The sequence below is a fragment of the Pelagibacterium flavum genome, from assembly GCF_025854335.1.
GTDB classification, from domain to species: Bacteria; Pseudomonadota; Alphaproteobacteria; order Rhizobiales; family Devosiaceae; genus Pelagibacterium; species Pelagibacterium flavum.
This window is the reverse complement of the sequence record NZ_CP107716.1, coordinates 1,435,727-1,448,788: the sequence shown is the minus strand read 5'-3', so window position 1 is coordinate 1,448,788 and position 13,062 is coordinate 1,435,727. Positions and strand designations below refer to the sequence as shown.

The following is a 13,062-nucleotide window of genomic DNA, read 5'->3' as shown; positions in this document are numbered from 1 at the left end:
TAGTTAGCGAAGACCCGAACGCCTACTGACAGACGTTCAACGGCCAGAACCTTTTGTATGCGCAGTGGCAGGACGGCCATTTATCGCCTTGTTACAGACAACTGTGTTGACGCACGCCGATGCCAACGCTTGCGCGCTCATAGTAGCCGGCCTTCCTGATATAAGATCGAGATAGCTCAAAAGATTTTCGACCGACCCCCGCGCCATTGCCGCGAGCGCTTCGGGCGTGGATCCTGCGATGTGGGGCGAAACGACCGTGTTGGGATGGCTCAATAGCGGATTGTCCGATGCAACAGGCTCAACTGCGAATGTATCGAGTCCTGCCCCTGCGACCTGCCCGGTTTCTAAGGCGTTGTACAACGCCATCTCATCGATCAACTCACCACGTGCGGTGTTGATCACCACCGATCCTCTCGGCAATTCATAAAGCTCGGCCCTACCGATAATTGGCGGCGCGCCCAGTTTTGCTGGGCAATGAAGGCTCAACACTGCGCAACTCTTAAGCATGTCGTTCAGAGAATCGAAGATCTCGACATCTCCATCCCAGCCACGCTCCATTGCAGGGTCAAAGGCAATGACCTTCATTTCGAATGAACGGGCCAATTGAGCGACCTTTCGGGCAATGCGGCCAAAGCCGACAAGTCCGATCGTCTTCCCCTGCAACTGAGTGCCGTCGCCCGTTCTCGTCCACTGCCCACTGCGCACTGATCCATCGAACCGAACAATCCGGCGCACACAGGCCAGCAAGAGAGCAAAGGTGTATTCCGCTACAGCCTGGGCGTTAGCGCCAGGCGTATGAAAAACCGCAATATTGCGTTCGCTTGCCGCGCCGACATCGACGTTACTCAAGCCTACGCCGTGGCGCGATACGGCTGCGAGGGAGGGACAGGCATCAAAACCTTCCGCACTAAGTCTCACAGTCCTTGATATGATGCCGTCATAGGGGCGTGCCGCCAATTTTGCGTGAAGTTCTGGCGCGCCAATGTCCAGATCGATGAAATCGACGCTGCACCCGCGGGCTTGCAACTGCTTCAAACCGGCTGGGTGTAATGATGGTGCAGTGACCAGAATGGTGTAGCTCATTGTCGGTATCCCGCGGAACATTACGCAATCTCTTGCACGCACCGCCGATGAATACTAATGATTAAAATTCCACTTTTGATAACTCTTGGATATCGAATGCTCAACGAACGCGATTTGCGGTACTTCATCGGGATCGTCGAACATGGAAATGTGCATCGCGCCGCTGAAAGCCTACACATCACCCAGCCGGCGCTTTCGAAGTGTATCAGGCGCATGGAAGATTTGTTGCAAGCGCCCCTATTCGAGCGGCATGGCCGCTCACTGGTTTTAACCGACGTAGGTCGCCAGCTTGCCAGTCGTGCGCAGCATATCGTGCGCGGCATGGATGAGGTGTATAAGGAAACACTGGATTACGCCCACGGAATGAAGGGGCATATCCGAATTGGCGCCGCCGCAACTGTTGCCGAATTCATGATGCCCGAGGTCTTGCGAATGACCAACGAGCACATGCCCGACGTGACCCTCGAGATCAGCGTGGGCATGAGCGATGTTCTGCGCGAAGCGCTCCTTAAGGATAATCTCGATTTGGTCCTTGGGCCAACGAGCAATAGTGAAGATTTCGACTGCCAGCCGATCGTTGAAGACCGGGTCGTTGTGGTTGCCAGCAAGGATCATCCGCTTGTCGGGCAGTCTGTCGATGTGGCGCAGTTGTGCGGGTATCAATGGGTTCTTGCTGCCCGGCCAGTAAAGACTCGAGAATGGATAGACGCCGTATTCAGTTCACGAAGTCTTCCACCGCCCAGGGCCAAGATCGAAGTCAATACACTGGTCCAGCTTCCCCAACTCATCTACCAGTCGAGCCTGCTTAGTTTCGTTTCACACCGCAATCTCGAAAAGCCAGAGGTGGCGGAAAAAATCAGTGAAATCGATGTCCCATCCGCAACGCTGAATCGACATTTTGGTATTCTCACACGCAAAGCGAGCTACTTGCCGCAAGCGTGCAAAAAACTATGCCAATTCCTCGTAGAGCATGGCAAAGATATATAGGAGATTGTCCTTGGCAATTATGAGGATTATCTAAAGGCTGGCACGTTACCCTCCGGCTAAGCGCAGTTTCGGCGCGGAAGCAACAAACTCCAGGTCGCAGCGCTTGCGCAAACTCCGGTTCGAGGTGATTTTTCGCCAATGCCGACCATCCCCTGCCGATATTGTTAACATCTGTCGCTGCTTCATCTACGGGAGCGCTATGTTAAACCTGCCAGAACGCTGTGGCGTCTACTCCTGTAGTAATTGCGGACCGCCTAGATGGCCATTTGCCGATTGGGCCCCCGGATGGCTAGCATGGCGCAATGGTGCATTATTGCGGAATGCAGCGTCCGCTTTTCGCAGACATCGCCTGAGAGCGGACCGTCAACAAACTACCCCATGCCGGTCATCCCACTGGAGATTCCCGTCATCGAAGGAACGGCGCAATCGGGGCCGATACCGGACTGACCGGTTTCGGCGAGGAATTGGAGAAAGTAGACGTTCGACAGTCGATCCCATCTCTGCCATCACCTGGCCGCTGCGAGCCATCGGAAGCGAGCATAGCTCATTCCTTCGGCCGGCGATCAGACGGCAGGGGGAATGAGACTTACCTTCATATCTTTGGCAACATAGCCTGGAGCACCGTCCGCCAGCACTCGGCCGTCGCCGGTCCCTACAACGAGTTTGCCGCGCCGGGCCTGACGGATATCAACCTCATACCGCACGCGCCGTGTTTCCGGCAGTATCTGGCCCCTGAACTTGACCTCGCCCACGCCCGAGGCGCGGCCTTTGCCGGGAGAGCCGGACCATCCAAGCCAAAAGCCGATGATCTGCCACATCGCGTCCAACCCCAGGCATCCCGGCATCACAGGATCGCCCGGGAAATGGCAGTCAAAGAACCAGAGATCGGGTGCGATATCCAATTCAGCAATGACATGCCCTTTGCTGAAAGCTCCGCCCCCCAGGCTGATTTCGGTGATGCGGTCCATCATGAGCATTGGGGGTGCCGGCAACTGAGCGTTGCCCGGCCCGAAATAGCCGCCAGATGCGGATTTAAGCAGTTCTTGCCTGGTGTAGGAAGACTGCGGCGTATGGAACGACCTAGGATCAAACACTCGACTTTCCTTTGGTTAAACGCAACGCTGCGGACATAAACGCCCAGATATCATTCGTCAGATTTTCGGGATCGGGCCTTGGATCCTGCATCAAGGCACCGACCACAGCCTGCCGAATTCCACCGATCATCATTGCGATGGTGAGATGAGGGTCGGCATCATCGGAAATAACTCCGAGCCGCCGGGCCTCGTCGAGCATCCGCGCTCCCGCAGCCAGTTGCCGGTCGGTGAACGCCTTCTCGACGTCGAGCACTTCAGGCGCCCGGCTCATGCTGCCGATCACAAGCAGGGCGAAAGGATCGGCATAGTGAAACGCGATATACGCGCCAATCCGGCCGCGCTCTCTTTCTGCCCAGGACTCGCTGGGCCATTTGATATTTGAAAAAACCGCTTCGTCGAGCCGCTGATAGAAAGCCTCAACGACAGCAGCAATCAATCCCGCTTTTGATCCGAAGTGGTGATAGGCGAGCCCAACCGATACGTGTGCGCGCTTGGCAACGGCTTGCATTTCGAACTGACCATGGCCAGCGATAAGTTCGGCCTCAGCCGCCTCAATCAGGTTTCGAACCTTGCCCAATGCCGCATTTTCTCGAATATGCTGAACTGAATTCAATTCATTGACAAACGGAAAGCTTGATGTCAAGGAGGCCAACTCGAAAGCGGCATGTAACTACCTCTGCTTTCATCGTCGCTCGCGGACTCTATGACTGGCAACCCATTGGGGCCGTCAGCGGACTGTCCGGTCTTGGCGAGAGATTGAGGAAAGCTGACGTTCCGCAGTCGACCCCATTCAGGACGTTAGTTAGGCAGGTCGTCGCTCCTGAAACCAGACGTTGCAGGTGGCCACGTCATCCGCGACCTATCACAGGGGCAGTCACGTCATGCTATAGTCGCGGCCGGCGCAAAATTTCAGACACGCGGCGACAACTACGGAAGCATCTTCACCTGCGCCCATCACGAGGGCTGAAGCACGATTCCGCTGCCATGGGCGACCTAGATGAAAAAGGCCGGGTACTGGAGCTAGCCCGCCCTCTTGCATAAAGCTTCCGTTGGGATGCGTACTGCCTGGAATCTGGAGCCATGCGCTATCATCTCGATATCCAATGCACCAGATGACGGAATCGACCACCCGGTTCGATCCATCGGCAAAGAATGCGAAGCGGTCTTGTGAAGAGACCAAGCGTTTTGCGACGCCTACGCCCCTTCGTTCCAAGTCGTCAAGGCTGCGATCCCTGTCAGGAAAGGGGTCCGCGCGCCGCATCAGGCGTCCTATCGCGGATTCGGGCCTTGCTCTCATCAAGCCCAATGTGTGCAGCCACCACCATGTACTCTTGCCGAGAATGCGTTCTGGAAAGAGTCGGCGGCTGCGCCCAACCGCAAGCAGCACGTCATGGGTCAAAGCCAGCTCAGCTGCGATGTCGCGCCCGCTTGCTCCATCCCCGACAACAAGGACCGTGCCAGGCGGGAGATCACCGGGATTATGATAACTTTCCGGTGTCAGTTGAGCGACCGCATTGTTGAAGCCGGCAGCAATCGTTGGGATTATTGGTTTCTGAAACGCACCCGTCGCGACGATTACCGCCGTGGCGACCACGTGTCTGCCATCATCGAGTTGCGCGGTGAACCGCTCATCAGCCCCGCGTTCGAGCCGAGCCACACCATTTTCAGAATGCACCCGTAGGTCGAACTGGCTGGCGTAGGTTTCGAGATAGTTCGCAAACTCGTCTCGCGTTGGGTAGCCGTCCGGGTCCCCGTCGAGCGCAAGACCAGGCAGCGAACTGAATGCGCGCGGGGTAAACAACGTCATGGAATCGTAGCGACGGCGCCAACTGTCGCCGATGCGGGCGTGGCGATCAACGATCAGGAATGAAAGCTCTGTTCTGGCAAGGTAATAACCGGCTGCGAGACCCGCTTGACCCGCGCCGATCACCAGAACGTCTATTTCCCCCGAACCATGGCTCTCGAATAGCTGGCGAGGACTTCTGTTCATGTAGTTTTTGCTTCACCTCGTGCCAGAACGCTCTCCACGAGCAAAAGCCCTACCCCGCAAACAATCGCTACGTCGGCAACGTTAAAGGTGGGCCAATGATAGCTGCCAACGTAAAAATCCAGAAAATCCGTCACGGCACCCTGGCGCAGCCGATCGAGCAGATTGCCGAGCGCACCTCCGACGATGAGCCCAAGGGCGCAGGCCGTTAGTCTGCTGTCGGTTCGCTTGATCCAGACCAGGAGCCCCGCAACTATGGTAAGCGTGAACGCTACCAGGGTCCAAGCCGGAGCCTGGCCGAACAATCCGAAGCTCACGCCGGTATTGAAGCCGAGCACCAGATTGAAGAAGCCGGTAACGGGGATGACCTGAGGCGGATTCATAGCATGGTTCAGCACCCACCACTTCGTCGCCTGATCGAAGAAAAATCCGCCAAAGGCAATGGGAAGGCCGAGCCTGAGCATGTCGAGATTTCCTTTAACTTCGGTTTAGCCGATGCGGCCGAGGGCCGGGAAGGTCTGGAGCAGCCATATCGCAAAGCTGGAGAGATGGCCGGTGATCATGGCGATGCCCATCACCACCATCACCCCACCAGCGACGATTTTGAGCACGCGGCCAGTGCGGCGCATCGACATCATCCGAGCCATGAACCCGCGCATGAACAAAGCGGCCAAGATGAAAGGGAGGCCAAGGCCCAGGGAATAGACGGCGAGCAGCGTCGTTCCGCTTGCAACCGTGGCGTTGGCAGCGGAGAGGGTCAGAATCGCACCTAGCACTGGTCCGATGCAGGGAGTCCAGCCGAACGCAAAAGCGAGACCCAGGAGATAAGCGGCCCCAGCGCTTCCGCTGCCCGGATTGGCATGGAACCGGGCTTCACGATTGAGCCAGGGCATTGGTACGAGGCCGGTCGTGAATAGGCCGAAGACGATAACGATCCCTCCGCCAATCAGGTTCGCTTCGAAAAGATACATGCGCAAGAGCCGGCTCAACACGGTGGCGCTGGCCCCAAGGATGACGAACACGGTCGTGAAGCCGAGCACGAAGCAGAGGCTGAGGCCGAGAGTTCGGCCCGCTGCCCTGAATTCTGTATCGGCCGCAATTCCGTCTGGGCTAATCGTGCGGCCTGCGACGTAGGAAATATAGCCCGGCACCAGCGGCAGAACGCAGGGCGACAGGAAGGATACGACGCCAGCGGCGAAAGCCGTCGCTATTCCGATGCTGGAGAACTCCATCAGCCAATCTCGCCCGCCAGGCGGCGGAGCTTCTGCAATCGAATCTCTCGCGGCTCGTGCATGTCGAGCGTGCCGACGAATTGGCTCTCGGCATCCATCATGTAGACGCCTGCGGTGTGATCCATCGTGTATTCGCCCCCCTCCAGAGGCACTTTTCGCGCGTAGGCCGCAAAGGCCTTCACCACGGCGTCCGTTTCCTGTCGATTTCCCCGCAATGCGAGGATGCGATCATCAAAGGCTGTCATGTATTGAGACAGCAGTTCTTGGGTGTCCCGTTCGGGATCGACTGTGAAGAACAGTACGTTGAACTGGTCGGCTGCCGGCCCGAGCTCGTTCATGAGATCGCTGAGTTCGTAGAGCGTGGTCGGACACACATCGGGACAATGGGTGAAGCCGAAGAAGGCGAGATAAGGCTTTCCAGCCAGCGCGGCATTGCCGATTGTCTCGCCTTGATGAGATATGAGCTGGAACGGGCCGCCGATAGCTGCGATGCCTGTCGAAGACGCGACCGCCGCAGTTTGCTGCTGCCAAGGCTTGGATACTGACAAGCCGATGAAAAGCCCTCCGACGACGGCGACAGCAACCCAGGTAACGAGACGGAAGAGTTTGATGCCGCTCATTGCTCTGGCTCCCCGTGCCCGTCATGCTCGCTCGTTGTTGCCGGACCTGCACCCATACCCTGCACGACAAACTCGACCTCGACGGTTCCGGCTTGCTCGAATGTGAGCTTCGCGGCAAACCGTTCCCCTTCCTTTAAAGGACGCGATGGCTTCATGAACATGATGTGCATACCGCCAGGCTGAAGCTCGACCGTTTCGCCAACCTCGATCTCGACGCCATTTTGCACTGGCCTCATGCTGGCAACCCCATTGCTTACGGTCGACTCGTGGATCTCCGCCCGTTCTGACAGGGGCGATGAGATCGAAACCAGACGGTCGGCCATACCGCCATTATTCGTCAGCGTCAGATAGCCGCCGGCTACCGGGGCGATCGGCGGAGTCGCGCGTGACCACGGATGATCGATGGTGATCGAACCAGTCTGGAAGTCGTGTCCCACAGCAGGAGAGATCGATACTGCAAGGGCAAGGAAGGCTGCGGATAGGGCTCGCAAACTTGTCATGTTACTTTCCTTCGTTTCCAGCTTCGCCGGCCTTCTCAAGGATTTCCAAGCCGCTTCTGACAACGACAACAACCACACCCAGACCAATGATCAGATCCGGATAGGGCGAGCTGAAAAGAATTACGGCGAGACCAGAAACAGCGATGGCTGAGTTCACGAGCATGTCGTTTGTCGTGAAAATCCATGAGGCTTGCAGATGCACGCCGCCTTCCCGATGAGATTTCAGGAACCACATGCAGATCATATTCGTAAGCGCGCTCGCGATTGCCACGGCAATCATGACCGGCCCTATCGGATCGGAGCCAGTGAAGAAGCGACGACCGACTTCAAATAGAAGAAGGCCAGCGAAAACCATCAGAAGGATACCCGACAGCCGGGCAACTCGAACCTTCGCCGCCAAACCGCGACCTACGACGAAAAGGCTAATAGCGTAGACACCGGCATCGCCAAGATTATCGAGTGCAGAGCCCATCAATCCTGTTGACTGAGCCCACCACCCTAATCCCCCCACAATGGCTGCCTGGGCCGTATTGATCGCAAGCACCCATGCGAGCGCCCATTGTTCGCTCTTCTCGGATGAAGTGGCACTGCCCTTGGACTGATTACTCATAAATTACACCTCGGCTTTCTTGGCGAGAAGTGGAAGCCGCGACCTGCCTTCGCGCACTGCTTGGGCTCATTTGTCGCGGGTGCCGCGCCAGGTCAGCAGGCGCAGCGCATTGGCTGTAACGAGGACCGTAGCGCCCGTATCGGCGAGAATCGCCATCCAGAGCGTGGTAATGCCGAATAGAGTCGTCACGAGGAAGACGGCCTTCAGACCAAGCGCTATGGCGATATTTTGCCAAATATTGCCGAGTGTCGCCTGTGACAACCCGATGAGATCGGCAACACCCGTCACCCGGTTTCTGAGCAGCGCGGCATCTGCGGTCTCCAGAGCAACGTCGGTGCCTGCACCCATGGCAACGCCAACGGAAGCGGCTGCGAGCGCCGGCGCGTCATTGATACCGTCTCCCACCATGGCGATCGGGCCATTAGCTTTGAGGCGACCGATCTCGGCGAGCTTGGCGTCGGGCAACAATTCGGCGCTTGCCTCAAGGCCAAGATGGGCCGCAATGGCGTCGGCCGTGCGCTTGTTGTCGCCGGTCAGCATCAGTGGCCGCACACCTCGATCTGTCAGCCGCTTCACACCTTCGATAGCGTCGTCGCGCGGTTCGTCGCGCAACGCGATCAATCCCTCGATGGTCTTGCCCTTTATAAGCACGACGACCGTCTTGCCCTGGCTCTCCAGTGTGGTGATCGTCTCGGCAATGTTCTCTTCGAGGGCAGCCTGTTCGGCGGCATGACGGGGAGACCCGACCGAAGCGAAGCCGTCCTTCAACCGCGCTGTGACCGCTTTGCCGGGTGTGGCAACGCCGCCCCCGAAGGTGACGGGCAGTTCGAGCCCCCGCACTTTTGCCGCCTCCACGATTGCAACCCCGAGAGGATGGCTGGTGCTGCGCTCGACGGCCGCTGCAATGGCAAGGACGGCGTTCTCGTCCCCATTGATCGGCACAATGTCCGTCACCTGGGGATGGCCACGCGTCAGCGTTCCTGTCTTGTCGAAGGCAACAGTTACGACCTTACCGAGTATTTCCAGTGCCGCGCCCCCCTTAATCAGCAATCCCTGACGCGCGCCGGCGGCAAGACCCGAGGCAATAGCCGCCGGCGTGGAAATCACGAGCGCGCAGGGGCAAGCAATCAGCAACGTCGCAAGACCCCGATATACCCATGTCATCCAGTCACCGCCGAAGGCGAGCGGCGGCACCACGACGATCAGAGCCGCGACGACCATAGCGCCAGGCGTATACCAGCGGCTGAAACGGTCGATCATACGCGCCGTCGGGGCCTTTGATTCCTGAGCTTCCTCGACCATGTGGATGATGCGGGCAATGGTATTGTCGGCCGCGACATGACTGATCGACACTCGCAACTCGCCATTTGCATTGATGCTGCCGGCATAGACGTTTGCGCCGGCTTCTTTAAGCACGGGCATGGATTCGCCTGTCACGGGCGCCTCATCGACCTCAGATGCACCATCAATCACCGTGCCGTCAGACGGCACACGGTCCCCAGGCCGAACAACGACGACATCACCAATAGCCAACTCTTCGGCAGCGACCTGCTCAATGACACCATCACGCTCGCGGAACGCGACCCGGGGCACGAGATCGATCAGCGCTTCAATGCCTGCCCGCGCACGGCCTGCCGCCACGGTTTCAAGCAGCTCGCCCACTGCGAACAGGAAGATCACGACAGCAGCTTCTTCGGCCTCGCCGATGGCGACCGCGCCGAGTGCCGCGACCGTCATCAACGTCTCGATGGTGAAGGGTGAGCCGGACATCGCACCGGCGACCGCCCGCCGCGCGAACGGGATAACGCTGATCAGGGCCGCACCTGAATAGAGCCATTGCTCCCAATCCGGCAGGATACGCGCAATGGCGAAGGCAAGCATGAACAGTGCGCCGGTCAGCAGTACAAGCCGACCCTTGCTGCCTTTCCACCACGCCTCTGTGATGCGCTTCCGAGGCGGCCCCCCCTTCGTCTCAGCCTGCTCGATCACTGGCGTGTACCCGAGCGCTCGGATCTTTTGCTCAATAGTGCCGAGGGCCGTCCGGTCTTCATCGAGTTGCAATGCTAGCGTCTCGTTGGCGTAGCTGACATTGATGTCGCTAACGCCCGGCAGGCGTTGCATCGCCGTCTCGATTTTCAATGCGCACGAGGCGCAGTCCATGCCTTCTATACGCAGTCTGTAAGGGCTCGCTGCCGCCATGGTGTCACCTCGATGGTTTAATGTGACACCGCAGATAGACCCTGTAGCAACTATAGGGTCAAGAGTGGACTTCGTTTATTTGATTTCGCGCTGCGATCCACGTGCAAATTCGCGGTACAACTTCATTAAGGAGCCTTGACCCTGTAGTGGGTACAGGGTGCAGAAATAGTTGAATGCAAAGGTAAATGGAGCGAAGCGAAACGATGGCGAAAGGGAGTGCTATGACCACCGGGGCGGGCACGACTGCAAATACCTGGGCGTTCGTCTTCTCGGCATGGCTCATTGCGCTTGCCGCCTCGCTCAGCGCTCTCTTCATTGGTGAGGTCATGGGACAGACGCCGTGCAATCTGTGCTGGCATCAGCGCGCTTTCATGTTTCCGCTGGCGGTCATTCTGGCTGTCGCTAGCTTTCGAGGTGATGCCAGCGTTTCCCGGTACGGACTTCCACTGGCTGCCCTAGGTGCCGCCATCGCTGCATTCCACTCCCTCCTTTATGCGAGGATCCTTCCAGCAGCCATCGAGCCTTGTACACAAGACGGCCCGTCATGTTCTGGCGTCGAGATGACGGTCCTTGGCATTTTGCCGCTCCCTTACCTATCGCTCGCCGCCTTTGGGAGCATCGCTCTTCTTCTCGTTCTCGCGCACCGGAGACGTTCAACATGACCAGACGGTCCATCGTACTTCTCACTGGTCTTGTCGCACTGATTGTGTTTGCCGGCGGTGCCTATATCTACGACCGCTACGGCAGCACCTCGGCACAGCCCGTCGCAGCGCCGCAAGGGGACGCGCTCGTCAGGGCGCATTCACCGGTAATCGGCCCGGCGGATGCGCCGGTGACGATCGTGGAATTCTTTGATCCGTCCTGCGAGGCGTGCCGAGCTTTCTATCCAGCCGTTAAGCAGATCATGGCGAATTTCCCTAATGAGACGCGCCTTGTCATCCGATACGCGCCCTTCCATGAGGGATCGGATGAAGCTGTCAGGATTTTGGAAACAGCCCGTCTTCAGAACCGCTACGAACCCGTGCTGGAGGCCCTGCTGGCGCGACAGCCGGAATGGGCCGTGCATGATGCACCCGATCTCGAAAAAGCCTGGGAAATTGCAGCGGCGGCGGGGCTGGATGTTGAGCAGGCACGGCGTGAGATGTCCTCGGCCGAGATCACCGCCGTTCTTGAGCAGGACTTGGCTGATGTTCAGAGCCATAACGTCCGTCAGACACCAACCTTTTTCGTCAATGGCAGGCCGCTGGAATCCTTCGGCCCGCAGCAACTCTACGATTTGGTGCGTGAAGAGGTGGAGAGCGCCAGAGCGACGCAATAGCGTCAAGATCGACAAACATCGACATCGAACCTACAGTGCCCCTGTATTTGCTACAGGGTCATGCAATGAACTCTTCCATTCTGACGATCGGTCATCTTGCAAAGCAAACCAGTACCAAGGTTGAGACGATCCGGTTCTACGAGAAGAACGGTCTACTGCCCGAGCCCTCACGTACCGAAGGTAACTATCGGGCCTATGAGCCGGATCATCTGAACCGGCTGAGTTTTATCCGTCGGGCACGTGACCTCGGCTTCTCACTCGACCAAATCAGAGCGCTTCTCGCCCTCTCCGACAATCGCGGACAATCCTGCGCAGCAGTTGATGCCATCGCTAGCGAACATCGTGCAGAGGTCGAAAAGAAGATCACTGATCTGATGGCGCTCAAGGCAGAACTCGACCGAATGATCGACCAATGCGAGTGTGGCATCGTCGCCGATTGCCGGATCATTGAAACCCTGTCGCCAAAATGATCGGAGGCAAGGTCCTTCCGTGAGAACTGCTCTTGCGAACGAGAGCCGACTTCGCGCCAGCCAGCATCAGGACGAGGCTTAAAGGGCGGGCGCGTAGCGCTACCATAGCAGCTTTGCCGACGATCAATGTCTTGCTCGACGGCATTTGGCAGGTCGTTCGACAACTTCCGCTTGGAAGAGTTGGCTGATGAAAGCGGCATTTCCGCTTTCCACCCCCGTGTCGGCATCTGTGAGCGTATGGCCTGCCTTGCGAAGCGGTCATCCATGCTGAGCGGATGACCGCTCCCTAATCAGATTTCGGTCCGTTCAGCCAGAAGCAGAGCATCCTCGATATCCACGCCAAGATACCGAACAGTGTTCTCGATCTTGGTGTGTCCGAGCAGGATCTGGATGGCGCGGAGGTTACCGGTGGCCTTGTAGATCATGGCCGCCTTCGTTCTTCGGAGTGAATGCGTTCCGTAGTCGGATGATCGAAGGCCGATGGCTGTGACCCACTCATCGACCAAACGGGCATACTGTCGCGTGCTCATATGGTGATCGTGGTCGACGCGGCTTGGAAACGCATAATCACTGACACTGCCCGCCCGCCTCTCGAGCCAAGTGAGAAGGCTGGCTCTTACATCGCTGGTGAGTTCGAACTGGACAGGACGTCCGGTCTTCTGCTGAACCACCATTGCCCGGGTTCGAATTTCCGACCCTGTGACCAAGTCACCGGTCTTGATCTTGACCAGATCGCAACCGCGGAGCTTGCTGTCGATCGCAAGATCGAACAGGGCCCGATCTCGAACTCGGCCCTCCCGATCCAGAAAGAAGCGGATCGCCCAGATCTGCTTCTGCGTTAAAGGGCGCTTGGTCCCTACGATCTTGCCTGCACTCCATGCAGCCCGTCCTCGGGCTGCAGCATCATATCGTGAAAATCCCATCGAAGTTCTCCTATGGCCGTGATTGGCCAAAAGAGTAAC

At 57.9% G+C, this 13,062-nt stretch carries 15 protein-coding genes; 4 read left to right on the top strand and 11 right to left on the bottom strand.

What is annotated here, in order from left to right:
* Positions 1 to 36: 36 nt before the first annotated feature.
* Positions 37 to 1,083 carry a hydroxyacid dehydrogenase gene (locus OF122_RS07190; RefSeq protein WP_264227100.1) on the bottom strand — a complete coding sequence of 349 codons (1,047 nt, stop codon included), beginning with the start codon at positions 1,081 to 1,083 and terminating at the stop codon, positions 37 to 39.
* Between the two features lie 96 nt (positions 1,084 to 1,179).
* On the opposite strand from OF122_RS07190, the gene OF122_RS07185 reads away from it, so the two are divergent.
* Positions 1,180 to 2,070, top strand: a complete 891-nt coding sequence (locus OF122_RS07185) for a LysR family transcriptional regulator (RefSeq protein ID WP_264227099.1) — start codon at positions 1,180 to 1,182, stop codon at positions 2,068 to 2,070.
* Between the two features lie 563 nt (positions 2,071 to 2,633).
* On the opposite strand, the gene fabA is transcribed toward OF122_RS07185, so the two are convergent.
* The 9 genes from fabA to OF122_RS07140 form a co-directional block, all read right to left on the bottom strand.
* Positions 2,634 to 3,164 (bottom strand): bifunctional 3-hydroxydecanoyl-ACP dehydratase/trans-2-decenoyl-ACP isomerase, encoded by a 531-nt coding sequence (gene fabA, locus OF122_RS07180; protein WP_264227098.1) that lies wholly within the window; start codon positions 3,162 to 3,164, stop codon positions 2,634 to 2,636.
* Positions 3,157 to 3,807 (bottom strand): TetR/AcrR family transcriptional regulator, encoded by a 651-nt coding sequence (locus OF122_RS07175; RefSeq protein ID WP_264227097.1) that lies wholly within the window; start codon positions 3,805 to 3,807, stop codon positions 3,157 to 3,159. The genes fabA and OF122_RS07175 overlap by 8 nt, the downstream gene beginning before the upstream one ends.
* A gap of 231 nt (positions 3,808 to 4,038) precedes the next feature.
* Positions 4,039 to 5,154, bottom strand: a complete 1,116-nt coding sequence (locus OF122_RS07170) for a flavin-containing monooxygenase (RefSeq protein ID WP_264227096.1) — start codon at positions 5,152 to 5,154, stop codon at positions 4,039 to 4,041.
* A complete protein-coding gene (lspA, locus tag OF122_RS07165) occupies positions 5,151 to 5,615 on the bottom strand; it encodes a signal peptidase II (RefSeq protein WP_151576963.1) in 465 nt (154 codons plus the stop codon). Before lspA ends, OF122_RS07170 begins: the two co-directional genes overlap by 4 nt.
* Before the next feature lie 24 nt (positions 5,616 to 5,639).
* Positions 5,640 to 6,383: a cytochrome c biogenesis CcdA family protein gene (locus OF122_RS07160; RefSeq protein WP_264227095.1), complete on the bottom strand. Its 744-nt coding sequence runs from the start codon at positions 6,381 to 6,383 to the stop codon at positions 5,640 to 5,642.
* Positions 6,383 to 7,003, bottom strand: a complete 621-nt coding sequence (locus OF122_RS07155; protein ID WP_264227094.1) for an SCO family protein — start codon at positions 7,001 to 7,003, stop codon at positions 6,383 to 6,385. The genes OF122_RS07160 and OF122_RS07155 overlap by 1 nt, the downstream gene beginning before the upstream one ends.
* Complete coding sequence (locus OF122_RS07150; protein WP_264227093.1) at positions 7,000 to 7,503, bottom strand: copper chaperone PCu(A)C; 504 nt, start codon at positions 7,501 to 7,503, stop codon at positions 7,000 to 7,002. The genes OF122_RS07155 and OF122_RS07150 overlap by 4 nt, the downstream gene beginning before the upstream one ends.
* A 1-nt stretch (position 7,504) precedes the next feature.
* Positions 7,505 to 8,113, bottom strand: a complete 609-nt coding sequence (locus OF122_RS07145) for a cation transporter (RefSeq protein WP_264227092.1) — start codon at positions 8,111 to 8,113, stop codon at positions 7,505 to 7,507.
* A 66-nt stretch (positions 8,114 to 8,179) separates the two neighbouring features.
* Positions 8,180 to 10,312 (bottom strand): heavy metal translocating P-type ATPase, encoded by a 2,133-nt coding sequence (locus OF122_RS07140; RefSeq protein ID WP_040673348.1) that lies wholly within the window; start codon positions 10,310 to 10,312, stop codon positions 8,180 to 8,182.
* Positions 10,313 to 10,497: 185 nt separating this feature from the next.
* Here OF122_RS07140 and OF122_RS07135 point away from each other — a divergent pair, with 185 nt between their 5' ends.
* The 3 genes from OF122_RS07135 (at position 10,498) to OF122_RS07125 (ending at position 12,100) form a co-directional block, all read left to right on the top strand.
* The gene (locus OF122_RS07135) at positions 10,498 to 10,974 is read left to right on the top strand and encodes a disulfide bond formation protein B (RefSeq protein ID WP_009452625.1); all 477 of its coding nucleotides are present in this window, start codon (positions 10,498 to 10,500) and stop codon (positions 10,972 to 10,974) included.
* Positions 10,971 to 11,630: a DsbA family protein gene (locus OF122_RS07130; RefSeq protein WP_264227091.1), complete on the top strand. Its 660-nt coding sequence runs from the start codon at positions 10,971 to 10,973 to the stop codon at positions 11,628 to 11,630. Before OF122_RS07135 ends, OF122_RS07130 begins: the two co-directional genes overlap by 4 nt.
* 65 nt (positions 11,631 to 11,695) lie before the next feature.
* Positions 11,696 to 12,100, top strand: coding sequence for a MerR family transcriptional regulator (locus OF122_RS07125; RefSeq protein ID WP_264227090.1), 405 nt, complete (start codon positions 11,696 to 11,698; stop codon positions 12,098 to 12,100).
* A 290-nt stretch (positions 12,101 to 12,390) separates the two neighbouring features.
* Here the strand turns inward: OF122_RS07125 and OF122_RS07120 are convergent, their stop codons facing one another.
* A complete protein-coding gene (locus OF122_RS07120; protein WP_264227089.1) occupies positions 12,391 to 13,023 on the bottom strand; it encodes a tyrosine-type recombinase/integrase in 633 nt (210 codons plus the stop codon).
* Positions 13,024 to 13,062 lie beyond the last annotated feature (39 nt).

Coding starts and splice junctions, on each gene's coding strand:
- OF122_RS07190 (WP_264227100.1), bottom strand. CDS start 1,083: ATGAGCTACACCATTCTGGTCACTGCACCATCATTACACCCAGCCGGT.
- OF122_RS07185 (WP_264227099.1), top strand. CDS start 1,180: ATGCTCAACGAACGCGATTTGCGGTACTTCATCGGGATCGTCGAACAT.
- OF122_RS07170 (WP_264227096.1), bottom strand. CDS start 5,154: ATGAACAGAAGTCCTCGCCAGCTATTCGAGAGCCATGGTTCGGGGGAA.
- lspA (WP_151576963.1), bottom strand. CDS start 5,615: ATGCTCAGGCTCGGCCTTCCCATTGCCTTTGGCGGATTTTTCTTCGAT.
- OF122_RS07160 (WP_264227095.1), bottom strand. CDS start 6,383: ATGGAGTTCTCCAGCATCGGAATAGCGACGGCTTTCGCCGCTGGCGTC.
- OF122_RS07155 (WP_264227094.1), bottom strand. CDS start 7,003: ATGAGCGGCATCAAACTCTTCCGTCTCGTTACCTGGGTTGCTGTCGCC.
- OF122_RS07150 (WP_264227093.1), bottom strand. CDS start 7,503: ATGACAAGTTTGCGAGCCCTATCCGCAGCCTTCCTTGCCCTTGCAGTA.
- OF122_RS07145 (WP_264227092.1), bottom strand. CDS start 8,113: ATGAGTAATCAGTCCAAGGGCAGTGCCACTTCATCCGAGAAGAGCGAA.
- OF122_RS07140 (WP_040673348.1), bottom strand. CDS start 10,312: ATGGCGGCAGCGAGCCCTTACAGACTGCGTATAGAAGGCATGGACTGC.
- OF122_RS07135 (WP_009452625.1), top strand. CDS start 10,498: ATGGAGCGAAGCGAAACGATGGCGAAAGGGAGTGCTATGACCACCGGG.
- OF122_RS07130 (WP_264227091.1), top strand. CDS start 10,971: ATGACCAGACGGTCCATCGTACTTCTCACTGGTCTTGTCGCACTGATT.
- OF122_RS07125 (WP_264227090.1), top strand. CDS start 11,696: ATGAACTCTTCCATTCTGACGATCGGTCATCTTGCAAAGCAAACCAGT.
- OF122_RS07120 (WP_264227089.1), bottom strand. CDS start 13,023: ATGGGATTTTCACGATATGATGCTGCAGCCCGAGGACGGGCTGCATGG.